This window comes from Paeniglutamicibacter sp. Y32M11 (assembly GCF_019285735.1).
Taxonomy (GTDB): domain Bacteria; phylum Actinomycetota; class Actinomycetes; order Actinomycetales; family Micrococcaceae; genus Paeniglutamicibacter.
On sequence record NZ_CP079107.1, the window covers coordinates 1,386,777 to 1,411,634 of the forward strand.

Genomic DNA, 24,858 nt, shown 5'->3' on the forward strand with positions numbered 1-24,858 from the left:
TCATTGACGTGCCCTTAGCTCCGCGGCCAGGAGTATTCGTATTCCGGACGGCCTCGCGTCCCATGACGCGGGGCCTTGGTCACCGCCTTGGTCTCGGCCAGATGTTCGAGGTAGCGCCGAGCAGTCACCCGGGAGAGATCCAAGAGCTCGGAGACCTCAGTGGCGGAGAGCGGCGCGCTCGCCGTGCGCAGGGTTTCGATGATGGAACCCAGTGTCTCGGTGATCAGCCCCTTGGGTAGCGGTGCGGGGCCCACCGAGCGCAGGGCGGCAAACGCATTATCGATCGACTCCTGCGAGGCCGAGCTGCCAGCGGTGCGCAGGTTGAGCCGAAAGTTGCGGTAGTTTTCCAGCTTCTCGGAAAACGCCGCGAAGCCGAAGGGCTTGATCAGGTATTGGGTGACGCCGGCGGAGATGGCGGTACGCACCACATTCAGATCCCTGATCGCGGTGATAGCGATGATGTCCACGGTATTGCCGCGCCCTCGCACACGCCGCGCGACGTCCAGCCCGTGCAAATCAGGCAGGTTCATATCCAGCAGCACCAGATCGATGGGGGTGCCGGCCTCCTGCGCGGCATCAAGCGCGGCAAAAGCCTCCTGGCCGTTGTGGGCGATGCCCTGCACCATGAAGCCGTCGATGCGGGTGACAAACTTTGCGTGCGCGGCCGCGGTGGTGGTTTCGTCGTCAACGACGAGAACGCGTAGGTCTCTGTGCTGATCCATGGTCCGGGGTTTCCTCGGGGGGTTGGTGTGTGGCTTGGTGTATGGCGGGGGACGGGTACTGCGGTGCGGTTCAGGGACGCAACGAGGGCCCGGGTCTCAGCGGTAGCGTCACGGTGAATATGGCCCCGGCATCATTATCCACTTCCAGCGAACCACCTAGCCGGGCGACGGCCTGGCGCACCAGCGCCAGTCCCAGCCCACGCGAACCGCTGCCCGGGGTCATCGGCTTGGAGGAAACACCAAGACGGAAGAATTCATCGAGCAAATCTGGATCCACTCCGGGACCGGAATCGGCGACCGAGACCACCACCGATTCCTCATCGGCGGCAAAATCGGCCCAGACGCGGCGTTGCTCGGAGCCGGCGGCGGCATCAAACGCGTTATCCAGCAGATTCCCGGTGATCGTCACCAAATCCCGAGCATCAAGGGCCCCGGCCGGCAGATGCCCGGAGGCACTCATGGTCAGGGTAATGCCGCGCTCGTGGGCCTGGGCCGCCTTGCCCACCAACAACGAGGTCAGGTACGGCTCATCAACCGCCTGCACAAACTCATCGGTGAGTCGCTGGGATTCCTGCCGGTCGGTCACGGCAAACTCCAACGCCTCACGTTCACGGCCCAGCTCGATGAGTGTCGCCACGGTGTGCAGCCGGTTGGCATGCTCGTGGGTCGCGGCGCGTAAGGCCTCGGTGAGCGTGCGCATTGATTCCAATTGCCCGGTCAGCGCCTGAACCTCGGTGTGATCGCGCAGCGTGGCTACGGTGCCCAGAGTGGATTCCACCTGCTTGCGGCGCAGCGTCCAGCGCACCCGCGCGCCGGGGTCGGAATCGGGTTGTTCGGCGTTCTGCTGGGAGATGACCAGCACCCGGTCCCGGGTCAGATGGATTTCATCCGTTGCGCGCCGGCCGGAGGAGAAGAGTTCGGCGACGGTTTCCGGCAGCCCCACCTTGTCCACCGGCAGCGGGCGCAACGAACCGGCAGGGGGCAGGCCCAGCAGTCCGGCGGCCTGGTCGTTGTACAGCACCAGTCGACCCTTGGCATCAACGAGGACCAGGCCCTCGCGCAGCGAATGCAGGGCGGAAAAGTAGTAGGCATAGAGCCGGCGCAACTCCTCCGGGCCGTAACCCAGGGTGGCGCGGTGTAGATAGCGGCTCAGCGCATAGGTAAAGATGCCACCGAGTCCCACCGCCAGCAGGCCCACCAGCAGCGTTGCCGGGATGAGCGCGGCCTGGGTGAGGCTCAGGGACTGGAGCGTGACGCCGACGGCCACCATCGCGATGACCGTGCCGTGCTCATCGCGGATGGGGGTGATGGCACGCACCGAGGGGCCCAGGGTGCCGGGATAGTCCTCCACCTGAGGAATCCCGGTCAGGGCTTGATCGACGCTACCGACGTATTCGCGTCCGATCTCACCGGGGGTGGGATGGGTATACCGCGTGCGGTCGGTGTCCATGATGGTCACAAAATCCACCGAGGCGTGATCCAAGATTTGTCTGGCAAAGGGTTGTAGCGTCGCCGAGGGGTCCTGCCGCTGCACCGCTTGGATCACAAAAGGATCGTGCGAGAGGGTTTCGGCGACCGAGAGCACACGCTTGGCGGCGAATTCGTGGGCCTGGGCCCGAGCGTTGAGATAGCCTGCCGCGCTGACCATGGAGACCACCAGCGCCACCAAGGCCAGCTGCGCGACAAAGATACGGGTGGCCAATGAGTAGCCACCACGCTCGGAGCGCGCCGTGACGGCGGGTGTGACAAAGGGTGGCATGGAGCGGTGCTCATCCTGATTCTCTCGCGGGTTAACTGCGCCGCATGACCCGAAATCGTAGCTGTTGGGGCCCGACACGCCCCTTAACGGTGGCACGGCGCAAGCGTCACCATGACCATTATGAACACAAGAGAGATCTGGATCACGCTGGGCCGCACCATGGAGGAAGAGAAAAGGCACAACCTCGTGCCGACCCGCAGCATCACTCGCATGAAGGAGACACCATGGCAACGACGCCAGAGTCGGCAGGAGTCCTAGATACGGACCCGAACGGTAGCGCGGAAACTCCGGTCAAAAAAGACCGGACCCACTGGCTCTACATCATGGTGATTGTTGCCGTGGTCGCTGGCGCCACCATTGGTCTGGTGGCCCCGGAGCTCGGCAAGGCGCTGAAGCCGCTGGGCACCGGATTCGTCGCGCTGATTAAGATGATCATCGCACCGGTCATCTTCTGCACCATCGTGTTGGGCATCGGATCGATTGCCAAGGCCGCCACGGTGGGCAAGGTCGGCGGACTGGCGCTGCTCTACTTCATCACCATGTCCACCTTCGCCCTGGCCATCGGCCTGTTTGTCGGAAACCTGATCCACCCGGGAGCCGGCCTGAAACTGGAGAAGTACGAAGGCGCAGCGGGCGGGGCCGAAAACGCCACCGTCAAGTTCCTGCTGGAGCTGATCCCGGGCGACATCCCGGTGCTCCCGACCCTGGTTCTGGCCCTCTTTGTTGGTTTTGCGCTGCAGTCCATGGGCAAGAGCGGCCAACCGGTACTCGGCGCCATCAAGCACATCCAGGCAGTGGTCTTCCGCCTGATGATGATGATCATGTGGATCGCCCCGATCGGTGCCTTCGGTGCCATCGCCGCCGTGGTTGGTGCCACCGGTTGGGCAGCCATCGGCTCCATGGCCATCCTCATGGGTGCCTTCTACGCGACCTGCGCCCTGTTCATCATCGTGATCCTCGGCTCGCTGCTGCGCTCCGTCACCGGCCTGAACATCTTCGCCCTGATGAAGTACCTGGCCCGCGAATACCTGCTGATCTTCTCCACTTCCTCCTCCGAATCGGCACTGCCGCGCTTGATTGCGAAGATGGAGCACGCCGGAGTCTCCAAGCCGGTGGTGGGCATCACCGTTCCCACCGGTTACTCCTTCAACCTCGATGGCACCGCCATCTACCTGACCATGAGCGCCTTGTTCGTCTCCACCGCCATGGGCATGCCGATGAACATCGGCGAGCAGATCTCCCTGCTGGTCTTCATGATCATCGCTTCCAAGGGCGCAGCGGGCGTCACCGGCGCCGGTCTGGCCACCCTGGCCGCTGGCCTGCAGTCGCACCGCCCGGAGCTCCTCGATGGCATGGGCGTGATCGTGGGCATCGACAAGTTCATGTCCGAGGCTCGCGCACTGACCAACTTCACCGGCAACGCCGTGGCCACCTTGTTGATTGGTAAGTGGACCAAGGAAATCGATATGGAGCAGGCCCGCGAGGTACTCGCCGGCAACCGCCCGTTCGACGAACTGTCGCTGACCGCCAACGAACACTAGTCACAGCGTTTTCTGGCCGTTGTCCTCGCGAAAATGAGGACAACGGCCAGTGATGTTTAACCGCACCGGCGAGAGACACTGTTCCCGCACCGCTCCCGGAGCCCCTCGGGGCAGGCCCAATAGCTTAAACGTTGGACTTCAACTTCAAGGTAAAGGCTCGCCGTCAGCCGGGAGCGATGGGACAAAGCGCGCTCCAAAACCTATACCCTTGAATCAAGTAGTCAACCAGATCGCACAACGAACGGAAGCGTGGTTCATACCGTGAGCGAGGAACAGGGCAGCAAGTCGCGAAGTGCGGGTCTGCTCAAGGAACCCACCCCTTTGGGCCCCACCGGACGCCCGATGACAATTTTTCCCGAGCCTGCACCGTTGGAGTCCCACGGTCCGGCTCGCGTCATCGCCATGGTCAACCAAAAGGGTGGGGTCGGCAAAACGACCTCCACCATCAATCTGGCAGCGGCCCTGGCCGAATACGGCCGCAAGGTCCTGCTGGTCGATTTTGATCCGCAGGGTGCGCTCTCGGCAGGTTTTGGCACCAACCCCCACGAACTAGACGTCACCGTCTACAACGTGTTGATGGACCGCAAAACCGACATCCTTGACGCGATCATCACCACCGAGGTGGAAAACGTTGACCTGTTGCCGGCCAACATTGACCTCTCCGCCGCCGAGGTGCAGCTGGTCAACGAGGTAGCCCGCGAACAGGTTCTGGAACGTGCCCTGCGTTCGGTCACCGATGATTACGACATCGTCCTGATCGACTGCCAGCCCTCCCTGGGCCTGCTCACCGTCAACGCGCTGACCGCCGCCCACGGCGTCATCATCCCGCTGACCGCAGAGTTCTTTGCGCTGCGCGCGGTGGCCCTGCTGGTGGAGACCATCGAGAAGGTGCAGGACCGGTTGAACCCGGCCCTGTCCATCGATGGCGTGCTGGCCACCATGTATGACCCGCGCACGTTGCACGGCCGCGAAGTGGTCGGACGCCTGGTGGAAGCCTTCGGGGACACCGTCTTTGAGACCGTCATCCGCCGCACCATCAAGTTCGCCGATGCCAACGTCGCCGCCGAGCCGATCACCACCTATGCCGCCAATCACCCCGGAGCCGAGGCCTATCGCCAGCTCGCGCGGGAACTGATCTCCCGCGGTGGCGCCCCGTAATGACGGCACCCGCCGCCGAGAACACCGCCACCTGCAGCACCGTCCCCGACGATGCGGCAGGTGGCTTTCGGGTTTCGCTGCAAAACTTTTCCGGCCCCTTTGACCTGTTGCTCTCGCTCATTGCCAAGCGTGAAATGGACATCACGCAGATCGCCATGGCCGAGGTGACCGACGAATTCATCGTCTACCTCAAGGTGCTCCAACAAAGCGATGGCACAAAGTCGCTGGATGAAACCACCGAGTTTCTGGTCATCGCCTCCACGCTGCTGGAACTCAAGGCCGCCCGGCTGCTGCCGCACCACGAGGCGGAGACCGAAGAAGATATGGCGCTGCTCGAGGCCCGCGACCTACTCTTCGCCAGGCTCCTGCAGTACAAGGCCTTTAAGCACGCGGCCGGATGGATCTCCGGGACACTCTTTGAGGAATCAACCAGCTTCCCGCGCCAGGTGGGCCTGGAGGCGCACTTCGCCGCGCTGCTGCCCGAACTCATCTTTTCCACCACTCCCGACCAGCTGGCCCGGCTGGCCCTCGGGGCCCTGACACCTAAGACGCCCGCGCCCACCGAGGTGGGCATCGAGCACCTGCACGGTGGCAACGTCTCGGTCCGCGAACAAGCAGCCATTATCACCGCATTGCTGAAGGAACACGGCACACTCGACTTCACCGCGCTGGTGGCCAACGCCGCCAACCACTTGGAAGTCGTGGCCCGCTTCCTCGCGCTGCTGGAAATGTACCGCGAAAAGGTCATCGCCTTCTCCCAGGATGCGCCGCTGGATGCGCTGAATGTGCGCTGGCTGAATCCCGAGCAGGGGTGGGATCCTGACGCCCTGCACGAGGAATATGGCCCCGCACCCCACGAATCAACCGAGACATCCGCCACGCCGAGTGCCGGCGCACAGGAAGAAGCATCATGAGCCAAGGCGTCAATGCAGCACCGTCCCCGAACCCCGCACAGGGTCCCGCAGCCGTTGATTTGCTGCCCGGGGGACTGGATGCCGGCATCGAGGCGGTGCTGATGGTGATCGATGAGCCGATTGGTGCCCCGGCGCTGGCCGAGGTACTGGAGGTGGGTGAGGAACGCGTCACAGCGGCCCTGCTAAGGCTGCGGGCACAGTATGATGGTGGGGATACACCACGCGGTTTTGAGCTGCGTGAATTGGCCGGCGGCTGGCGCATCTTCTCGCGACGTGATTTTGCTCCCTTCGTTTCACGTTTCGTCATCGACGGTCAAACGGCAAGACTTACCCAGGCTGCGCTGGAAACTTTGGCAGTGATCGCTTACCGGCAACCGGTCTCCCGCGGAAGGATCGCGGCGATTCGCGGGGTCAACGTCGATTCGGTGGTGCGCACCTTACTCACGCGCGGGCTGATCCACGAAGCACCCGACGACGGTGAAAGTGGTGCCACGTTGTATCAGACGACCTCATACTTTCTGGAAAGATTGGGATTGGGCAGTATTTCCGAGCTGCCCAGGCTCTCCCCGCATCTTCCCGGAGTGGGTGACATTGACGACTACGACGTTGATTCGCCCTGGAAATCGGCGAACCACGAAACAACATAAGGACAGATCATGAACCAGGGATCCCGCCCAAGCCGCGGCAACCAGCGCCCACAAGGCTCCGGCTCCGGCAACGGCCGCGGCCGCGGAGCAACCGGTGCTGGACGTTCCAACGACAATCCACGCAGCTCCAGCCCACGCTCGAGCTCCGATCGCAGCTCCAACCCACGAACGGGTGCGGAGCGCGGCACCGAGTCCTCGGCAGGTTCATGGTCAAAGGCCCATGGCGGACCCAAGCAGGGCAAGAAGTCCGGCGCCCCGGCCAAGAAGTACGGCGGACCCAAGGCCTTCGGCAAGGAGCGCTTCGGCCAGAACCTTGGCCCGGTGACCTCCGAGCGCACCCGCCCGACCCAGCGTGCCCAGGCGGCTGCGGCACATTCGGATCTTGAGGGTGTGCGCCTGCAGAAGGTCATGGCCAACGCCGGTGTGGCTTCCCGCCGTGTCTGCGAAGAAATGATCGCCAACGGCCGCGTTGAGGTCAACGGCGTGCTCATCACCGAGCCCGGCGTCCGCATCGACCCGGAGCACGACAGCGTGCACGTGGACGGCATGCGTCTGCAGCTGAACGCCGACTTGAAGTACTTCGTCTTCAACAAGCCGCGCAACGTCGTCTCCACCATGGAGGATCCGGAGGGCCGCAAGTGCATCTCCGACTTCATGCGCAAGAAGGGCCAGGAGCGCCTCTTCCACGTTGGACGTCTTGACTTCGCCACCGAGGGCCTGCTGTTGCTGACCAACGATGGCGAAGCAGCCAACCGTCTGGCACACCCCTCCTTCGAGGTCCCCAAGACCTACCTGGTGCAGGTCCGTGGCCCGATGGCCAACGGCATCGGTGCCACGATGAAAAAGGGCATCAAGCTCGAAGACGGCTGGCAGTCGGTTGACTCCTTCAAGCTGGTCGACTCCACCCCGGGCCACGTGCTCGTGGAGGTCGTCCTGCACTCGGGCCGTAACCGCATCGTGCGTCGCCTCTTCGAAGAGGTCGGACACCCGGTGACCCGCCTGGTGCGCGTCCAGGTTGGACCGATCCGCCTGGGAGATCAGAAGCAGGGCACCATCCGCCCCCTGGGTAACCAGGAAGTCGGACACCTGCTGGCAATGGTGGGGATGTAACCACATGCCCACCACCCACCTGGCCGGGCCCATCCTGGTCATCGGTACCGGGTTGCTGGGCACCAGCGTCGGACTGGGGCTGAGTCAACGCGGACTATCCGTTCGCCTTGTTGACCCCTCGCCCAGCGCGCAGGTGGTTGCCCAGGACATCGGCGCCGGCACCATCCATGTTCCGGGGGCACCGCTTGCCCCGGAACTGGTGGTGGTGGGTGCACCGCCCGACGTCACGGCCCAGGTCGTGGTGCAGGCGTTGCTGGATTACCCGATGTCCACCGTGGTGGATATCGCTTCCGTTAAGGGCTCGATCCTCAACGGTGTGCGTAATGATCCGCGGATCACCGCCGAACACCTGAGCCGTTATGTTGGCACGCACCCGATGTCCGGGCGCGAAAAATCCGGTCCGGCCGCGGCCCGTGGTGAGCTCTTCACCTCGATGCCGTGGGTGATTTGCGCGCACGAGGATTCTCGGGGAGACGCGGTGAAAACCGCCGAGGCGCTGGCCATCGACTTGGGTGCCACCGTCTCACGAATGAGCGCGGGGGACCACGATGAGGCGGTCGCGCTGATTTCGCACTTCCCGCAGGTGGCCTCGTCGCTCATCGCCTCACGGTTGCTAAACGCACCGGGTCATTCCCTCGCGTTGGCCGGTAACGGATTGCGCGACACCACCCGGATCGCGGCGAGTGATCCGAAGTTGTGGATTCAGATCTTGAGCCACAACGCCGACGCGTTGCTCCCGATCCTGCGCGGAATGCGTGAGGATCTGGATCGACTGGTGCACACGCTCAGCGCACCGAGTGCGCCAGGTGCCCTGCTGGACCTCGCCCAATTGATGGGGGAGGGCAACGCCGGTCAGGGCCGGATCCCGGGCAAACACGGCGCCCCGCCGCAGGCCTTTGCCCTGGTCACCATCGTGGTCAAGGACAAACCCGGGCAGGTAGCCCGGCTGCTGGCGGACATTGGCGAGGCCGGCATCAACGTCGAGGATCTGCGGATGGAACACTCCGCCGGTCACCAGGTCGGACTGGTTGATATCTCCGTCATCCCCGGACGTCGGGAAGAATTGATCACAGTGCTCAGTGCACTTGGATGGAAGGTTGCGCAGTAATGCAGAAACTCACGGTCGCCATTGACGGCCCCTCGGGCAGCGGCAAATCATCGGTCTCCAAGGAGGCAGCACGCCGCCTGGGTGCTGCCTACCTTGATACCGGTGCCATGTACCGCGCCGTCACCTGGCATGCGCTGGATGCCGGCACCGACCTCAGTGATGCCGCCGCCGTTGAAGCGGCCGTGAAGGCCGCAGATCTGTTCATCTCCACCGACCCGGACCTTGAGCTCGTCACCATCCACGGCACCGACGTCACCCAGGCGATCAGAGAGCCCTTCGTCTCCGAGGCCGTCTCCGCGGTGGCCACCAACCTCGCGGCACGGGCAGAATTGGTGTCCCGGCAGCGGGCCATCATCAACGCCCACGAACGCATCGTGGCCGAGGGTCGGGACATCACCACGGTGGTAGCTCCCGATGCCAACGCCCGGATTTTGCTCACTGCCTCGGAGGAGGCACGGTTGCGCCGCCGCGGACTTCAGCTCGGTGGCACCCAGTCGGCCGAAGCGCTCGAGGCTCAGGTCTTGGCCCGCGATGCCAAGGATTCAACCGTCGTGAACTTCACGGTGGCCGCCGATGGTGTTGCTACGGTGGACTCCTCGGATCTGGATTTTGAACAAACCGTCACGGCAGTACTTTCGGCCATTTCGGCGCAGGATAAATAACTTCACACCCCGGTCCGCAGCGTGCGGATCATCACCCCCGGTCTCGGTGCACAGCGAAAGCTGCGCACCGAGACCGGGTACATGCTTGAATTGATACCGGCTTCCGCGATTGGTGGAGGCACGCAACGCAAAGGAACCACACCATGAGTGAGAGCCTGCTTCCGGACGGCGGCGAAGAGTACGTCCCGTTCAACGAGGACCACATCGCCGAACGCCTGGCCGAAATCAGCGACGAGGATGCCGACGCACGCGCCACAGCGCTGCTCGCCGGCCTCGACGACTACGACCTTGACCCGGAGGACGCCGAACTGCTGGCGCGTCTGGGCGAGGACTACGACGACGATGCCGACGAGATCATCCCGCCGGTACTGGCCATCATCGGTCGACCCAACGTGGGTAAGTCCACGCTGGTCAACCGCATCTTGGGCCGCCGCGAGGCAGTGGTTGAAGACGTCCCGGGTGTCACCCGTGACCGCGTGTCCTACCAGGCCGAATGGGCCGGACGGAACTTCACCGTGGTTGACACCGGTGGCTGGGAGCACGATGCCAAGGGCATCCACGCCCGCGTCGCCGAACAGGCTGAGATCGCCGCCGACTTGGCCGATGTCATCCTCTTCGTGGTTGACTCGCGAGTTGGCGCTACCGCCACCGACGAGGCAGTCGTGAAGATGCTGCGCCGGAAGAAGAAGCCGGTCTTGTTGGTCGCCAACAAGGTTGATGACCAGAACCAGGAAGCCGATTCGGCATTCCTCTGGGGCCTGGGCTTCGGTCAGCCATGGCCGGTGTCGGCCCTGCACGGCCGCGGCGCGGCGGACCTCTTGGACGAAGTTGTCTCCAAGCTGCCTACCCACTCCGCCTTCGGTGGCATCATCCCGCGTGGTGGCCCGCGCCGCATCGCACTGATCGGCCGCCCGAACGTGGGCAAGTCATCGCTGCTGAACAAGATGGCCGGTTCCGAGCGCGTGGTTGTTGATACCCTCGCCGGCACCACCCGCGACCCGGTTGATGAGCTCGTGGTCTTGGGCGATGAGGTCTGGCGCTTTGTGGACACCGCCGGCATCCGCCGCCGTCAGCACATGGCTCAGGGCTCCGACTACTACGCTTCGCTGCGTACCCAGGCCGCCCTGGAAAAGGCCGAGGTTGCCGTTGTGCTGCTGGCCGTTGATGAGGTGCTCTCGGAGCAGGATGTTCGCATCTTGCAGATGACCATCGATTCGGGCCGCGCCTTGGTTCTCGCCTTCAACAAGTGGGACCTGATGGACGATGACCGTCGTCGCTACCTGGAGCGTGAGATCGAAACCGATCTGGCGCACGTGGAGTGGGCACCACGCGTGAACATCTCGGCGCTGACCGGTTGGCACAAGGACAAGCTCGTACCTGCCCTGCACACGGCCCTAGAGTCCTGGGACAAGCGCATCTCCACCGGCAAGCTCAATACCTTCCTGGGTGAGCTTGTGGGCGCGCACCCGCACCCGTTGCGCGGTGGCAAGCAGCCCCGTATCCTCTTTGGTACCCAGGTGTCCTCGCGACCACCTCGCTTTGTGCTCTTCACCACGGGTTTCTTGGATCCCGGGTACCGCCGCTTCATTACTCGCCGCCTGCGCGAGACCTTCGGCTTCGAAGGAACCCCCATCGAAGTAGCGATGCGCGTGCGCGAAAAGCGTCAGCGTTCAAAGTAACCCAAAAAGTATAGTAGGGTTATCTAGGAGCTTTTCGCAGACGGCACCTTCATGCAAATGAGGGAGAACGGCTGCGAAAGCAACCGGGCTATGGCGCAGCTTGGTAGCGCGCCTGACTGGGGGTCAGGAGGCCGTGGGTTCGAATCCCGCTAGCCCGACCGGTTAAAACCCCGGTGATTCAACGAAGTAGCGTTGAATCACCGGGGTTTTTCCTTTGTCTGGCCGCGTTCCCCACTTCCGCGTACTTCCGCGGTTTTCTTAAAGTCTGCCGGGACTCATAGCCAGTGAATTGCCCACGGGTTTCTTGCCGCGCGTGCTCGCGGCAGCAAAGCCTCCCGCTGCGCATGATCCGCCCTTTTCAAGGCTGCGAACTCTGGCAGCTTGATCCCTAGCACGGTGTGTTGGGCTTCCTCCTTGCACTGATCCTGCGGGCCACGCGCAACCTTGCGAGCAAAAGAGCTGCCGCCGGGGGAGTCATCGTAAAAAATAAGGCCGCCGCCCGGCCCCAATCTCGAAGAGATAACGGGCGGGGCGACGGCCAGTGGAATCTAGCGTGGGAATCGGATGTCATCTCATCCCCGGCTGCTATCTACTGAGTTGAGCCGATCGGTCAGGTCTGCTGCTGCGGCGAACGAACCGCCAACGGTGAACTAGCGGGAGGATCCTGGGTTCTCGGGATTTAGCACGGTGGGCTCGGGGCGCTGTTCTGCGTCCAGCAGAGCGCTTCGTTGGGCCTCGCGGGCCACCTGCGCCTGCTTGTCGCTTTCTGCCGCTCTGGCAGCGGCCTGAGACTTCATTTCCGTTTTCAGGCTTTTCATCTTCTTGCCCCGCGCGCGCCAGAGGTGCCAGAAGGCGGCGATACCCACGAACAGAATCAGGGCAGCAGCGGCACCACCCATCGTCCAGGACGGGAACCAGGTCGCACTGATATCGATCATGGACCTAGCCTTGGCCGCGGCTCCGGAAGAGTTGGCATAGATACTCAGGGTCAGCAGGTTGGGGATGGCCACAATGATGGCCAACACCACGATGACGGCCTTCCACGGCCAGGACACCTTTTTGTAGCGTGCTTGCCAAGCGATCAGCAGCGGAACGAAGGTGAAGACGAAACCGTAGGTAAGGCCCAGGATGATTCCGCTGGTGACGGATCCCTGTGTTTGGTTGCTGACTCGGGTGGCCCACCACACGGGGAGGAAAAGAAGCACCACGAGATAGACAATGGCCAGAATGATGATGGCGGCAACACCCAAGCCAATGCGCAGGCCCCAACGGGGTGAGGAATCCTCACGTTGAGTGTCGGCCGATGAGGACGGGACGGAGTTCTGTGATGCAGACATGTGTGCATCTTCCCATGCCGAGGGCGCAACTGTGGAGATTGAGTACCTCGATATTCAAGAAAACTCCTCGGCGACTAGTAGGCTAATCTGGAGAGTAGGATGCTCAACACTCATTGGGGTTGAACATTGCCAAACGTGAAGTATGAAAAGAATTTTTGGAGGACCGGAAATGGCTGAAGCTCAGGTGCCCAAGCAGGGGCACGAAGCATCAACCGAGACCACAGGCATTGCATTGCCGCCGGTGACGGCGGAGACTGTGGTCTTTTATGGCTTGAGCGCCGAGGAGCGCTCCGCCGTTTCTGCGTTGCCTCACGGTTCGGCCTTGTTGATCGCTCACTCTGGACCTAACCAAGGTGCACGCTTCCTGCTGGATCAGGATGTGACCCAAGCCGGACGACACCCAGACGCAGCAGTCTTCCTCGACGACGTCACCGTCTCCCGTAAGCATGCGCAGTTCCTTCGCAACGCCGAGGGCTTCAGCGTCGTCGATAGCGGTTCATTGAACGGGACCTACGTTAATAACGATCGAGTGGATTCGGTGCGTTTGACCAATGGCGCGGAGGTGCGCATCGGAAAGTTCCGGCTCACCTTCTACATCTCGCTGCCCAACAACCCGGCCACCGCCCGCGACTAAGCAGACCCAGCTAGTGATTCAGGCAGCCCGAAACCCGCGACTGGCAGTAGTAGCCGGCGATTCTCAGCGCGCCGTAGCGCTTAATATCGGCGAGGTCCTCTCTGAGCTACATGAGGAGTTCGCGCAGGTCACCGCCTCGAAGATTCGCTTCCTCGAGGAAAAGGGACTGCTCACACCACAGCGGACATCGGCCGGGTATCGCAAATACCTGCCCGATGACGTTGGTCGATTGCGCTTCATTTTGGGTCTGCAACGAGACCAATACCTGCCGTTGAAGGTCATCAAGGACTACTTGGATGCCGTTGACCGGGGAGATCGCCCCGAGCAGCTGCCCGGCGGACACACCCTGGCCCCACGTAGCATCAGCGAGCAGATGACCCGGGACTTGGTGGCTCGCACCCGACCGGTCACTAAGGCCGAGTTGCAGGGTCTGTGTGGTGGCAGCATCGAATTAATTGAAGACCTAGTGGCCTTCGGCATGATTGTGCCGGAGAACGACCGATTTGATGAGCATGCACAAAAGATCGCTGTTGCCTCGGCGGCTCTGGCGGGTCATGGCATCGAACCACGGCATCTACGCGCCTTCCGGGCGGCGGCCGATCGCGAGGTAGGACTCGTTGAGGGGGTAGTTGCCCCGCAGCGTAGCCGCGGCGATATGGCCTCACGAGCGCGAGCAGCGGAAACCGCTCGGGAGATCAGCGACGCCTGCATGGCTCTGCACGGAGCGCTTGTTAATGGAGCCATCGCAAAAATGGACCACTAGTTGGGACCCGGTGACTGCCGATAGCAGTTGCCCCGAGTTAGGAGCGGAACCATGCACGAACTTGAAGTTGTGGGAGTACGCATCGAACTTCCCTCCAACCAGCCATTGGTCCTACTCAAGGAAATTCACTCGGCGCGACACCTTCCCATTTGGATCGGTGCGCCGGAAGCTTCGGCGATTGCTATGTTCCAGCAGGGCATTGTTCCGCCCCGCCCGCTGACTCATGATTTGATGATTTCCACCTTCCACGCCCTGGGTACCCCGTTGATCCGCGTCGAGATCATTTCGGTGCTAAACGCCGTTTTCACCGCCGAATTGGTGTTTGCCGACGATGTGCGGGTTGATGCCAGGTCCTCGGATGCCATTGCCCTGGCCTTGCGCGCGCAATGTCCCATTCTGTGTGATGACAAGGTGCTTGATGAAGCTTCGGTACTTGTTTCCGATGACGCAGAGGTTGCCGAGGGCGAAGAAGATCAGGTGCGCGAATTCCGTGAATTCCTCAACGAAGTTGAGCCAGAAGATTTTGATAAATAGGCGGCTGTGCGCGACACGCCTCAAGTTAAGCTTGAAGGTCTTTGACGCGGCCCCAATGTAGTCGTACCGTCGAAGCATAAGTTTACTAAGGTCTGCCCTTCTGCGGTTCTCGGTTTCACTCGCAAAGAAATCGTCCCACGCCCGGCAGGCCTCCTTCCCTCACGGGGATGCTTGAGCAAGGAGATTCCAATGAATCCCACGGACGACCAACGCGCAACGCCCCTTAGGCATGCCACCTCGCAGCACAATACCCAAGGACTTCTCTTCACCGAGGACCTTCCGGTGCTTGATGAGGACGCGGGCTACCGCGGTCCCATCGTGTGCAAGGCCGCGGGAATCACCTACCGCCAACTCGACTACTGGGCCCGAACCGGATTGGTTGAGCCAGCCGTGCGCGAGGCCAGCGGTTCCGGGACTCAGCGCCTCTACGGTTTCCGTGACATCTTGGTGCTCAAGGTCGTGAAGCGCCTGCTGGACACGGGCGTGTCCCTGCAACAGATCCGCAGCGCCGTGGAACACCTGCGTGAACGCGGTGTTGAAGATCTGGCCCAGATTACGCTGATGAGCGATGGCGCGTCGGTCTATGAATGCACCTCCGCGGATGAGGTCATCGACCTGGTGCAGGGCGGACAGGGCGTGTTTGGTATCGCCGTCGGCCGGGTCTGGCGCGAAGTTGAAGGATCCTTGTCGCAGCTGCCCAGTGAACGAGCCAGCGAAGAATTACCGCAGGACGAGTTGTCCCTGCGCCGGGCCGCGAAGCGCTCGGCCAGCTAGGTCCGTTGCCGCTCCAATCCTCGTCAATGAGATGGGCCGGGGTGTTACTCACGTCTACACGTGAGTAACACCCCGGCCCATTTCTTTAGGTTCGGTGATCGTCGATGGCCGATTGACGGACCGGGTGCAGGAAAGCATCGGGACGGCAAAGGACCGCTTCGCCGTGACTTGAAGATGCTTATCTCACGGCGAAGCGGTCTTGTGTGTACTGGGATGTAGCTACTTCTTGGGGGAGTCGGTGATGTTCCGCAGCAGCTCATCAAAGAGCCCTGCGGTCTTTTGCGCGGGGCGACCTGGCCACTGGTGCACCGAATAGGCGGCACCCTGGATCTGCTGCCAATCGGCAAACTCGGGCAACTCCGGGCTCAAGACCGAAGCACCGAACATGGAGCGCATCTCGGTCAGGCGGAAGCGGTGCTCATCGGAATCCTTGCGGACGCGGTTAGCGACAACATCGATGCGGCCAAGATCCGGTGCATATTCCTTGCGGAACATTTCTAGGGCGCGCTGGGTACGTTCGGTACCTGCCACGGAGAAGAGCGACGGCTCGGCAACCAGCATGATCCGATCACTCGCACTCCACGCCATTCGAGTCAACCCGTTCAGCGAAGGCGGGCAATCAACCAGCACCAGCGCGTAACCCGAGGTCTTAGAAAGTAACTGAGTGAGTCGACGCAGATCGCGAGCGCGTAAATCTGGGCGGTCGTAAATACCGGTGTAGGCATCGCCCACCGCTACATCCAATACCGGAACACGGGTCAGCGAACGCTTGGAGATGGCCTTGGCCTGCCATGAGCTGGAGACGATGTTGTCAGACAGATTCGCCTTACGCGCATTTTTCAGCATGCGCCCGATCGTCAACTTGCCCTCGGCTCGAACTCCCAGACCAGTGCTGGCATCGGCATGTGGATCAAGGTCGATAACGAGTGTGGGTATACCAGCGGCTAGGGCGGCCGAAGCAAGCCCCAATGTAACGGAGGTCTTGCCTACGCCACCTTTAAGGCTGCTAATGCTCACTACCTGCACGGAACTGACCACGCCCTTTTCTACTGTTAGTTGCTCGCGACTAAACGATTGGTTCCCTCAACATCATAATCGGGTTCCGGAGGCTTTGCCGACACCATCCAAAATGAGCGACTGACACCAGTGTTTCGTACCTCACGCAATCTTTTGCGGTGCGTGTGCGCGGTCACTGTAGGGTGTGACGTGGGGCGCCAGCGACTACTGCGGCCCCAACGTCGCAAACTCACGACCTGAGATATGCGTGCGTCATTCACCCCCCTTTTATCATTTCGCAGGAGCACCATGTTTACTAAGATCTTGGTAGCCAACCGCGGCGAGATCGCCATCCGCGCCTTCCGTGCCGGCTACGAGCTGGGCGCGAAGACCGTCGCCGTATACCCCTACGAGGATCGCAACTCGATCCACCGTCAAAAGTCTGATGAGGCGTACCGTATTGGCGAAGAAGGCCACCCGGTACGTGCCTACCTGGATGTGGACGAGGTCATCCGTGTGGCTAAGGAAGCCGGCGCGGATGCCATTTACCCGGGGTACGGATTCCTGTCGGAAAACCCTGATCTGGCCCGTGCTGCGGCCGAAGCAGGGATTAAGTTCATTGGCCCGGCCGCGGAGATCCTTGAGATGGCCGGTAACAAGGTCGAAGCCCTGCGCGCTGCCCGTGCGGCGGGAATCCCCGTGCTGCAGTCCTCGGAGCCGAGCTCCGATGTTGAGTACCTCACCGCCGAGGCCGACAAGATCGGCTTCCCGGTCTTTGTTAAGGCAGTCGCCGGCGGCGGCGGGCGAGGCATGCGCCGCGTGGATAGCCGCGATCAACTGGCCGAGTCACTCTCCGCGGCGATGCGCGAAGCAGCAAGCGCCTTTGGTGATGACACGATGTTCGTTGAACAGGCGGTGCTGCGTCCGCGTCACATCGAGGTCCAGATCCTGGCCGATGAGCATGGCAACGTCGTTCACCTCTTTGAGCGTGATTGCTCGCTGCAGCGCCGGCACCAGAAGGTCATCGAGATCGCTCCGGCACCGAACCTGGACGAGAAGATCCGCCAGGCTCTTTACTCCGATGCCGTGAAGTTCGCCAAGTCGCTGAAGTACCAGAATGCCGGAACCGTGGAGTTCCTGGTCGATACCGTGGGCGAGCGCGCCGGTCAGCACGTGTTCATCGAGATGAACCCGCGCATCCAGGTGGAGCACACCGTCACCGAAGAAATCACCGACGTTGACCTGGTGCAGGCGCAGATGCGGATTGCCGCCGGTGAAACGCTCGAAGAGCTGGGGATCCGCCAGGACGAGCTGCAGATCCGCGGCGTTGCCCTGCAGTCGCGTATCACCACCGAGGACCCGGCCAACGGCTTCCGCCCGGACGTCGGAACCATCACCGTGTACCGCTCGGCCGGCGGCTCCGGCGTGCGCTTGGACGGTGGCACCATCTACACCGGCGCCGAAGTCTCCCCGCACTTTGACTCGATGCTGGTCAAGCTCACCTGCCGTGGACGCGATTTCCCCACCGCGGTGGCTCGCGCCCGCCGTGCCCTGGCAGAATTCCGTGTTCGCGGTGTGACAACGAACATCCCGTTCCTGATGAACGTGCTTGATGACCCGACGTTCCTGGCCGGAGAGGCCGCCACCGACTTCATCGACGCGCACCCGGAACTGCTCGCCGGCAAGAAGTCACAGGACCGTGGCACCAAGGCGCTGGCGTTTTTGGCCGACGTGACGGTCAACCAGCCCAACGGTGAACGCATTGACGGCATCGATCCGCGCAAGAAGCTTCCCTCCTTCCCGGGAGATAAGGCGTCACAGCCCGAACGTAGCCCGTTTGATGGTCCCTCGGATCAGGTGCCGGCCGCCGGCTGGCGCCAGCGTCTGCTGGAACTTGGCCCGGAGGGCTTTGCCAAGGCGCTGCGTGACTCCACGGCCGTGGCAGTCACCGACACCACCTTCCGCGATGCGCACCAGTCGCTGCTGGCCACCCGCGTGCGAACCCGTGACCTGTTGGCCGCGGCACCCGCCTACGCTCACGTGATGCCGCAGCTGTTCTCCATGGAGGTCTGGGGAGGTGCGACCTACGATGTGTCGCTGCGCTTCCTGGGCGAGGATCCGTGGAAGCGACTGGCGCTCTTGCGTGCGGAACTGCCGAACATCCCGTTGCAGATGCTGCTGCGCGGACGCAACACCGTTGGCTACACCCCCTACCCGACGGAGGTCACCGACGCGTTTGTGAAGGAAGCCGCTGCCACCGGCATCGACATCTTCCGCATCTTTGACGCGCTGAACGACGTCTCACAGATGGCTCCGGCCATCAAGGCGGTACGCGATACGGGTACGGCCGTGGCCGAGGTGGCCCTGTGCTACACCGGTAACCTGCTGGATCCCAAGGAAGATCTGTACACGCTGGATTACTACCTGAATCTGGCACAACAGATTGTTGACGCCGGGGCACACATCCTGGCGATCAAGGACATGGCCGGGCTGCTGCGCCCGGCGGCGGCCACCAAACTGGTCACCGCCCTGCGCGAACGCTTTGACCTGCCGGTGCACCTGCACACCCACGACACCGCCGGTGGCCAGTCGGCCACGCTGATGGCAGCGATCAACGCTGGCGTCGACGCGGTGGATGTTGCCGCGGCCTCGATGTCCGGGACCACCTCCCAGCCATCGTCCTCGGCCCTGATTGCCGCGCTGGAGAACACCGAGCGCGACACCGGCATCTCCCTTGAGGCAGCCGCCTCGCTGGAACCGTACTGGGAATCGGTGCGCACGATGTACGCACCGTTTGAATCCGGGCTTGCCGCTCCGACCGGACGCGTCTACCGCCACGAAATCCCCGGAGGCCAGCTCTCCAACCTGCGCCAGCAGGCCATCGCGCTGGGCCTGGGGGAGCGCTTCGAGGCCATCGAAGACATGTACACCGCGGCCAACGCGATTCTGGGCCGACTGGTCAAGGTCACCCCGTCCTCCAAGGTGGTGGGCGATTTGGCCCTGCAGCTGGTGGGCATGGGTGTTGACCCGGTGGAGTTTGAAAAGAACCCGCAATCCTTCGACATTCCGGATTCGGTCATCCAGTTCCTCTCCGGGGAACTGGGCGATCCTCCGGGAGGCTGGCCCGAGCCGTTCCGCTCCAAGGCGTTGGAGGGGCGTGTGGTGCGTCCACACGTTGAGCAATTGCTGGCCGAAGACTCCGCGGCACTGAACGCGGATTCCGAGACTCGTCGCGCCACGCTGAACCGCCTGCTCTTTGCCGGCCCGACGCGTGACTACAACACGATGGTTGAAAACTACGGCGACGTGTCCACGCTGCACACCCGTGACTACCTCTACGGTCTGGTCAAGGGCCGTGAGCATGTGGTGTCCCTGGGTAAGGGGGTCCGCCTGCTGGTGATCTTGCAGTCCATCTCGGAGCCCGATGAGAAGGGCCTGCGCACCGTGACCGTCACGCTGAACGGCCAGTCCCGTCAGCTGAGCGTGCGCGACGCATCGGTGGAATCCACCGTGGTGACCGCGGAGAAGGCAGATACAACCAACCCCGCCCACATTGCCGCCCCGTTTGCTGGCGCCGTCACCCCGCAGGTTGCCGTGGGTGACACGATTGAGGTGGGTGGAACCGTTGCCACCATCGAAGCGATGAAGATGGAGGCGGGGATCACCTCCACCGTCGCCGGCACCGTGGCTCGTTTGGCGATTGGCGGAACCACTCAGGTACAGGGTGGGGATCTGTTGATCGTCATCGACCCTGCCTAGCCGCCGCTAATGATCCGTTGGTGACCCGCCGAAGACCATCGGCCGGTCACCAACACACGGCAACAGCCGTCGTCAGAACCGACGTCACCTATTCACAACCTCAAGCGAGGACGGACCCGTAGCTGCCTTTCCCACCGTGGGGGCGCTGCGGAATCCGTCCTCGCTTGCGTGTTATGGTGCGAGAGACGGTGCAATCACCTCGGCAGATCAAGACAAACCGGCGGACGCCATCATGCGGTGCAGCCAGAAGGAGTGGGGTCCCATGGCCAGCAGTGGGTCAGGATTTTTTGCACGGTTCTTCAAGCGGCGAGAACGGCCAAGCACCGTGCAGCAAGAGGTGTCGACGCAGGGGAGTAACAATCCCGCCGCGGATGCTGGACGAGACACGGAAGCGATTCTTAACACCGCGGTGAGGGACACCGCTGAGATGCCGGTGCCGGACCAGCAGAGCGTTGTCAGTCCGGAGCCAGTTGAAGTTCCCTCAGTCGGTGGCACGCCCGATGCTCGCACGCCCGAGGTTCTCACGCCCGAGGCGCCCACTTCCAGTGCTGCGGTCACAGCTCCAGCTCCAGCTACTACTCCAGCGCCGGATTCGGCTGAGGACCTTGAGTCGAGTGCCGATGCCGCTGACCCCACGAAAGCGGCTGCCGACACGGAAACCGAAGAGTCGAAGGACGCTGCTGGCATCACGGACTCGGCGCAGGATTTCGAACCCGAAAATCCACCGGCCCCGGCCGCTACAAATGACGGCACAGAATCGAAAATCACCCCGAAGGTGGCTTCTACTGCGGACATCGAGCCCGCCCCGGAGGACGAGGCAGCAACTGACACGCCGGTTCCTGTCCCGGATCATGCCACTGCTGCGGAGAATAACCCCGAAACAGCCACGCCCAATCCCATCGCTGACACCGCTTCGGCCGCAAAAGCTCGTATCCCGGCACCTTCCGGTGTCCCAGAACTGCGTGTCGTCACGATTGTCTCGCTGGCCGAACACGCCGGGGCGACCACCGTCGCCGCGGCGCTGGGGAACCGCTCGGAAGCCAAACGCTGGCAGATCCGTGCCACCGGGCCGGGACTGAGTCGCGCGGCATTCTCCGGGATGCTCACGGACACCGACGCGCTGGTATTGGTCTCCCCGGCGGATCCGTCCAGCACCTCAGTGCTGGACGAGAAGTTGCGCTGGCTCATCTCAAATAACCGTCCCGCCCTGCCCGGGCGCACCATCTTCGTGATCAACCTCGGTTCCGCGCATGACGCGGGCCTTCAACTTCCCGCGGATTTGGAAAACCCTGTGGTCCTGCTGCCGCTGGATCCGGCACTGGCTCTGCCCGCGCTCACCCCGAGGGCCCCGCGCCGGGCCGCCCGCCGTGCCATCGACCAACTTGTTGAAGAAATTTCGTCCATCCTTGAGGAGCAAAGTTAACACTATGGCGCACTACGATCTGGCCATCATCGGTTCGGGATCCGGAAACTCGTTGATCACCGAGTTCTGGGACAACAAAAAAGTGGCGATCATCGATGCCGGCATCTTTGGCGGCACCTGTCTAAACGTCGGCTGCATCCCCACCAAGATGTTCGTTTACCCCGCCGCGCTGGCCGCATCCGTGGCCGAAGCGAAACGTCTGGGCGTCTCGATGAGTTTTGCGGGGGCCGACTGGCCCGCCATGCGCGATCGCATCTTCGGGCGCATCGACGCCATCTCGGAAGCGGGCAAGAACTACCGCGCCAACGAGCTGGAAAACGTCACGCTGTATGCCGAACACGTCTCCTTCGTCTCGGCCCATGAGCTGCGCACGGCCAGCGGGGTGAGCATCACCGCAGAGAAAATTGTCATTGCTGCCGGCTCGCGCGCCGTGCTGCCGCAGGCGCCGGGCATCAACCTGCCCGGCGTGCACACTTCCGACACCATCATGCGCCTGGAGCGCCTGCCGCAGCGCCTGGTGATCCTGGGTGGTGGCTACATCGCCAGCGAATTCGCTGCCGTCTTCTCGGCTCTGGGCAGTGAAGTCACTCAGGTGAACCGCTCTTCTGCCCTGATGCGCGGGCAGGATGCGGATATTTCCGCTGCCTTCACGAAGGCCGCAACCACCCGCTGGGGTGTTGAGCTGAACGCCGCGCTCAGCGGCATCACCCGCGAAGGTGAGGTGTTGAGCATCCATCTGGAACGCGACGGGCAGCCCTTCGTATTGGAGGCCGATGCGGTCCTGGTGGCGACCGGTCGGACGCCGAACACCCATGGGCTCGGGGTGAGCGAGCTCGGCTTTGATATGCGCGCGGACGGCTCGCTGGTGGTCGATGACTACCAGCGTATCCTGGCCGACGGTGCGGTGGTCGAGGGGCTCTTCGGGATGGGTGATGTGGCCAACACGCAGCAGCTCAAGCACGTGGCCAACCGCGAGGCCCGCGTGGTGATCAACAATCTTGAGCACCCCGAGTCCCTGCGCACCATGGATCGCAGGGCAGTTCCGGCGGCGGTCTTCAGCAACCCGCAGATCGCCTACGTGGGTGCCACCGAGGAGCAGGCCCGTGCCGAGCATGGGGATCGGGTGCTGAGCGTGGTGCAGCCCTATGGGTCCACCGCCTACGGCTGGGCCATGGAGGACGAGGAAGGCATCGTGAAGCTGCTGGCTCATCGGGACACCGGTCTGCTGCTCGGCGCCCACATCATGGGGCATGAGGCATCGTTGTTGATTCAGCCGTTGATCCAGGCGATGTACTCCGGCATGGATGTTAACACCATGGCCCGCGGCCCGTTCTGGATCCACCCGGCGCTGAGCGAAGTGGTGGAAAACGCGCTGTTGGCCCTGGGCATGAGTCCTCGCGCCAACGAGCCGCTGTAGGCCGACGCCGGAGAGTGTAAGCACACATACCGTGGGGCGGACATCAGCTGATGTCCGCCCCACGGTAGTTGGAGCCCGTCACGGGCTGTGGTGTTCTGATCAGGCGCGCGGCTTGGCGCCGGAGTAGATCTCCTGAATGATGGCGTCGTAATCCTTGAGCACCTGGGCGCGCTTGATCTTCAGCGACGGGGTGAGGTGCCCCGAATCCTCGGTGAAGTCGGTGGGCACGATCCTGAACTCCTTGATGGCCTCGGCCCTCGAGACGGTGGTGTTGGCCTTTTCCACCAGAGCGGCGATCGCCTCGCGAACCTGGCTCAGCTCCGCGGCCTGGGCGATCGTGGTTTCGGCTGGCAGCTGGTGCCGGGCCAGCCAGCCCGGCAGCGCATCAACGTCCAGGGTGATCAGCGCGGCGATGAATGGCCGGGCATCACCCACCACAACACACTGGGAGACCAGCGAGTCGGCGCGGATCTGGTCCTCGAGCATGGCCGGGATGACGTTCTTGCCGCTGGCGGTGACGATGATTTCCTTCTTGCGCCCGGTGATGCGCAGGAAGCCCTCTTCATCCAGCTCGCCGATGTCACCGGTGCGGAACCAACCATCAACAAAGGTTTCCGCCTCAAGATCCGGGCGGTTGTAGTAGCCGCGCATCACGCAGAAGCCCTTGGCCAGGATCTCTCCGTCGTCGGCAATTTTCACGGCGTTGCCCGGCAGCGGCCGGCCCACGGTGCCGATTTTCAGGTGTGTGGGGGTGTTGACGGTGATCGGTGCGGTGGTCTCGGTCAGGCCGTAGCCCTCCAGGATGGTCAGTCCGATGCCGTGGAAGAAGTGCCCGAGCCGTTCGCCCAGCGGTGCGCCGCCGGAGACGGCGTGCACCACCTTTCCGCCCATGGCGGTGCGGATCTTGGAGTAAAGCAGGACATCAAAGAGCTTGTGCTTCAGCTTCAGGACCAGCGGGATCTTGCCGGCGGCCTCGGCCCGGGAGAACGCAATGGCGACATCGGCTCCGGCATGGAAGATCTTGCCCTTGCCGCCGTCCTCGGCCTTGAGCATCGAGGAGTTGTAGACCTTCTCAAAGACGCGCGGCACCGCCAGAATGAAGTTCGGCTGGAAGGATTGCAGATCCGGCAGCAGGTTTTTCACGTCGGCGGTGTGGGCCACCCTGACGCCGGCGGCCACGGACAGTACCGAGATGTAGCGCGCAAAAACGTGGGCCAGGGGCAGGAACATGATGGTGGAAGCGCCGGGATAAACGCATTCGGGCAGGGCTGCTGCGGCGTTCTCACTCAGGGCGACGAAGTTCGAGTGGGTCAGCTCGCAGCCCTTGGGCCGTCCGGTGGTGCCGGAGGTGTAGATGATGGTGGCGAGCGAGTCCATGTTGGTGGAGCTGCGGCGTTCCTCCAAGACCTCGTCGCTGATGCCGGCACCGGCCTTGCGTAGCGCGTCCAGGCCGCTGCCGTCCATCTGCCAGACGTCCGTGAGCTTCTCCAGTCCCTCCTGGTGAGCTGCCTGGCGGACGACGCTCTCGTGGCGTGGCGCCTCGACCACTGCCGCGACGGCGTGGGAATCGCCCAGGATCCAGGCGACCTGGCTGGGGGAGGAGGTCTCGTAGACCGGAACCGTGACACAGCCGGCGAACCAGATGGCGAAGTCCACCAGCGTCCACTCGTAGCGGGTGCGTGCCATCAGTCCGATGCGGGCCCCGGGTTCGATGCCCGAGGCGATGAAGCCCTTGGCCAGGGCGGCAGCATCGGCGGCGAATTCTGTGGCGGAGATATCGATCCAGCTGCCATCGGGACCCGGCTTCACCAGCAGCGGCGGATTGGCCGCGGAGCGAGCGTGGCGCAGCAAAAGATCGGTGATGTTGCTCTGCGGCGGTGTGTCCACCATTGGAGGGACTGCGAGTTCCTGCATTTGGTGC

The 24,858-nt window shown here is 62.9% G+C and carries 20 protein-coding genes and 1 tRNA gene; 16 read left to right on the forward strand and 5 right to left on the reverse strand.

Annotated features, from left to right (window positions below; all coding sequences use genetic code 11):
- Positions 1-14: 14 nt before the first annotated feature.
- Both KUF55_RS06070 and KUF55_RS06075 read right to left on the reverse strand, forming a co-directional pair.
- Positions 15-722, reverse strand: a complete 708-nt coding sequence (locus KUF55_RS06070; RefSeq protein ID WP_132364661.1) for a response regulator — start codon at positions 720-722, stop codon at positions 15-17.
- A gap of 70 nt (positions 723-792) precedes the next feature.
- On the reverse strand, positions 793-2,481 hold the full coding sequence (locus KUF55_RS06075) for a sensor histidine kinase (RefSeq protein WP_218818304.1): 1,689 nt from the start codon (positions 2,479-2,481) through the stop codon (positions 793-795).
- Positions 2,482-2,705: 224 nt separating this feature from the next.
- On the opposite strand from KUF55_RS06075, the gene KUF55_RS06080 reads away from it, so the two are divergent.
- From KUF55_RS06080 to KUF55_RS06120, 9 genes are all read left to right on the forward strand, one after another.
- A complete protein-coding gene (locus KUF55_RS06080) occupies positions 2,706-4,022 on the forward strand; it encodes a cation:dicarboxylate symporter family transporter (RefSeq protein WP_132364665.1) in 1,317 nt (438 codons plus the stop codon).
- Positions 4,023-4,283: 261 nt separating this feature from the next.
- Positions 4,284-5,180 carry a ParA family protein gene (locus KUF55_RS06085; RefSeq protein WP_255557355.1) on the forward strand — a complete coding sequence of 299 codons (897 nt, stop codon included), beginning with the start codon at positions 4,284-4,286 and terminating at the stop codon, positions 5,178-5,180.
- A complete protein-coding gene (locus KUF55_RS06090; RefSeq protein ID WP_218818305.1) occupies positions 5,180-6,094 on the forward strand; it encodes a ScpA family protein in 915 nt (304 codons plus the stop codon). Before KUF55_RS06085 ends, KUF55_RS06090 begins: the two co-directional genes overlap by 1 nt.
- A complete protein-coding gene (scpB, locus tag KUF55_RS06095; RefSeq protein WP_132364669.1) occupies positions 6,091-6,741 on the forward strand; it encodes an SMC-Scp complex subunit ScpB in 651 nt (216 codons plus the stop codon). The genes KUF55_RS06090 and scpB overlap by 4 nt, the downstream gene beginning before the upstream one ends.
- A gap of 9 nt (positions 6,742-6,750) precedes the next feature.
- Positions 6,751-7,851 carry a pseudouridine synthase gene (locus KUF55_RS06100; protein ID WP_218818306.1) on the forward strand — a complete coding sequence of 367 codons (1,101 nt, stop codon included), beginning with the start codon at positions 6,751-6,753 and terminating at the stop codon, positions 7,849-7,851.
- Positions 7,852-7,855: 4 nt separating this feature from the next.
- On the forward strand, positions 7,856-8,959 hold the full coding sequence (locus tag KUF55_RS06105) for a prephenate dehydrogenase (RefSeq protein WP_218818307.1): 1,104 nt from the start codon (positions 7,856-7,858) through the stop codon (positions 8,957-8,959).
- Entirely contained in the window at positions 8,959-9,621 is a 663-nt protein-coding gene (gene cmk, locus KUF55_RS06110) for a (d)CMP kinase (protein WP_218818308.1), read from the forward strand. The genes KUF55_RS06105 and cmk overlap by 1 nt, the downstream gene beginning before the upstream one ends.
- Positions 9,622-9,764: 143 nt before the next feature.
- On the forward strand, positions 9,765-11,300 hold the full coding sequence (gene der / locus KUF55_RS06115) for a ribosome biogenesis GTPase Der (RefSeq protein WP_218818309.1): 1,536 nt from the start codon (positions 9,765-9,767) through the stop codon (positions 11,298-11,300).
- An 84-nt stretch (positions 11,301-11,384) separates the two neighbouring features.
- A tRNA-Pro gene (locus KUF55_RS06120) sits at positions 11,385-11,458 on the forward strand.
- A 492-nt stretch (positions 11,459-11,950) separates the two neighbouring features.
- Here the strand turns inward: KUF55_RS06120 and KUF55_RS06125 are convergent.
- Complete coding sequence (locus tag KUF55_RS06125) at positions 11,951-12,637, reverse strand: hypothetical protein (protein WP_218818310.1); 687 nt, start codon at positions 12,635-12,637, stop codon at positions 11,951-11,953.
- 169 nt (positions 12,638-12,806) lie between these two features.
- Between KUF55_RS06125 and KUF55_RS06130 the strand changes: the two genes are divergently transcribed.
- The 4 genes from KUF55_RS06130 (at position 12,807) to KUF55_RS06145 (ending at position 15,342) form a co-directional block, all read left to right on the forward strand.
- Positions 12,807-13,271 carry an FHA domain-containing protein gene (locus tag KUF55_RS06130; RefSeq protein WP_132364681.1) on the forward strand — a complete coding sequence of 155 codons (465 nt, stop codon included), beginning with the start codon at positions 12,807-12,809 and terminating at the stop codon, positions 13,269-13,271.
- 13 nt (positions 13,272-13,284) lie between these two features.
- A complete protein-coding gene (locus tag KUF55_RS06135) occupies positions 13,285-14,034 on the forward strand; it encodes a MerR family transcriptional regulator (protein WP_370630962.1) in 750 nt (249 codons plus the stop codon).
- Between the two features lie 51 nt (positions 14,035-14,085).
- A complete protein-coding gene (locus KUF55_RS06140) occupies positions 14,086-14,568 on the forward strand; it encodes a bifunctional nuclease family protein (RefSeq protein WP_132364685.1) in 483 nt (160 codons plus the stop codon).
- Between the two features lie 189 nt (positions 14,569-14,757).
- Positions 14,758-15,342, forward strand: a complete 585-nt coding sequence (locus KUF55_RS06145) for a MerR family transcriptional regulator (protein ID WP_132364687.1) — start codon at positions 14,758-14,760, stop codon at positions 15,340-15,342.
- Between the two features lie 219 nt (positions 15,343-15,561).
- Here KUF55_RS06145 and KUF55_RS06150 read toward each other — a convergent pair whose 3' ends face one another.
- On the reverse strand, positions 15,562-16,380 hold the full coding sequence (locus tag KUF55_RS06150; RefSeq protein ID WP_218818311.1) for a ParA family protein: 819 nt from the start codon (positions 16,378-16,380) through the stop codon (positions 15,562-15,564).
- A gap of 267 nt (positions 16,381-16,647) precedes the next feature.
- On the opposite strand from KUF55_RS06150, the gene KUF55_RS06155 reads away from it, so the two are divergent.
- From KUF55_RS06155 to KUF55_RS06165, 3 genes are all read left to right on the forward strand, one after another.
- On the forward strand, positions 16,648-20,097 hold the full coding sequence (locus KUF55_RS06155; protein WP_218818312.1) for a pyruvate carboxylase: 3,450 nt from the start codon (positions 16,648-16,650) through the stop codon (positions 20,095-20,097).
- 262 nt (positions 20,098-20,359) lie between these two features.
- Positions 20,360-21,520, forward strand: coding sequence for a hypothetical protein (locus KUF55_RS06160; RefSeq protein ID WP_218818313.1), 1,161 nt, complete (start codon positions 20,360-20,362; stop codon positions 21,518-21,520).
- A gap of 4 nt (positions 21,521-21,524) precedes the next feature.
- Positions 21,525-22,937 carry a mycothione reductase gene (locus KUF55_RS06165; protein WP_218818314.1) on the forward strand — a complete coding sequence of 471 codons (1,413 nt, stop codon included), beginning with the start codon at positions 21,525-21,527 and terminating at the stop codon, positions 22,935-22,937.
- Positions 22,938-23,036: 99 nt separating this feature from the next.
- Here the strand turns inward: KUF55_RS06165 and KUF55_RS06170 are convergent, their stop codons facing one another.
- Entirely contained in the window at positions 23,037-24,851 is a 1,815-nt protein-coding gene (locus tag KUF55_RS06170; RefSeq protein WP_218818315.1) for a long-chain fatty acid--CoA ligase, read from the reverse strand.
- Positions 24,852-24,858 lie beyond the last annotated feature (7 nt).

Bases quoted from the DNA above. Each gene is read 5' to 3' on its own strand.
- der (WP_218818309.1), top strand. From the start codon at position 9,765: ATGAGTGAGAGCCTGCTTCCGGACGGCGGCGAAGAGTACGTCCCGTTC.
- cmk (WP_218818308.1), top strand. From the start codon at position 8,959: ATGCAGAAACTCACGGTCGCCATTGACGGCCCCTCGGGCAGCGGCAAA.
- KUF55_RS06075 (WP_218818304.1), bottom strand. From the start codon at position 2,481: ATGCCACCCTTTGTCACACCCGCCGTCACGGCGCGCTCCGAGCGTGGT.
- KUF55_RS06170 (WP_218818315.1), bottom strand. From the start codon at position 24,851: ATGCAGGAACTCGCAGTCCCTCCAATGGTGGACACACCGCCGCAGAGC.
- KUF55_RS06100 (WP_218818306.1), top strand. From the start codon at position 6,751: ATGAACCAGGGATCCCGCCCAAGCCGCGGCAACCAGCGCCCACAAGGC.
- KUF55_RS06080 (WP_132364665.1), top strand. From the start codon at position 2,706: ATGGCAACGACGCCAGAGTCGGCAGGAGTCCTAGATACGGACCCGAAC.
- KUF55_RS06125 (WP_218818310.1), bottom strand. From the start codon at position 12,637: ATGTCTGCATCACAGAACTCCGTCCCGTCCTCATCGGCCGACACTCAA.
- KUF55_RS06155 (WP_218818312.1), top strand. From the start codon at position 16,648: ATGTTTACTAAGATCTTGGTAGCCAACCGCGGCGAGATCGCCATCCGC.
- KUF55_RS06090 (WP_218818305.1), top strand. From the start codon at position 5,180: ATGACGGCACCCGCCGCCGAGAACACCGCCACCTGCAGCACCGTCCCC.
- KUF55_RS06130 (WP_132364681.1), top strand. From the start codon at position 12,807: ATGGCTGAAGCTCAGGTGCCCAAGCAGGGGCACGAAGCATCAACCGAG.
- KUF55_RS06140 (WP_132364685.1), top strand. From the start codon at position 14,086: ATGCACGAACTTGAAGTTGTGGGAGTACGCATCGAACTTCCCTCCAAC.
- KUF55_RS06145 (WP_132364687.1), top strand. From the start codon at position 14,758: ATGAATCCCACGGACGACCAACGCGCAACGCCCCTTAGGCATGCCACC.
- KUF55_RS06165 (WP_218818314.1), top strand. From the start codon at position 21,525: ATGGCGCACTACGATCTGGCCATCATCGGTTCGGGATCCGGAAACTCG.
- KUF55_RS06070 (WP_132364661.1), bottom strand. From the start codon at position 722: ATGGATCAGCACAGAGACCTACGCGTTCTCGTCGTTGACGACGAAACC.
- KUF55_RS06160 (WP_218818313.1), top strand. From the start codon at position 20,360: ATGGCCAGCAGTGGGTCAGGATTTTTTGCACGGTTCTTCAAGCGGCGA.
- scpB (WP_132364669.1), top strand. From the start codon at position 6,091: ATGAGCCAAGGCGTCAATGCAGCACCGTCCCCGAACCCCGCACAGGGT.
- KUF55_RS06105 (WP_218818307.1), top strand. From the start codon at position 7,856: ATGCCCACCACCCACCTGGCCGGGCCCATCCTGGTCATCGGTACCGGG.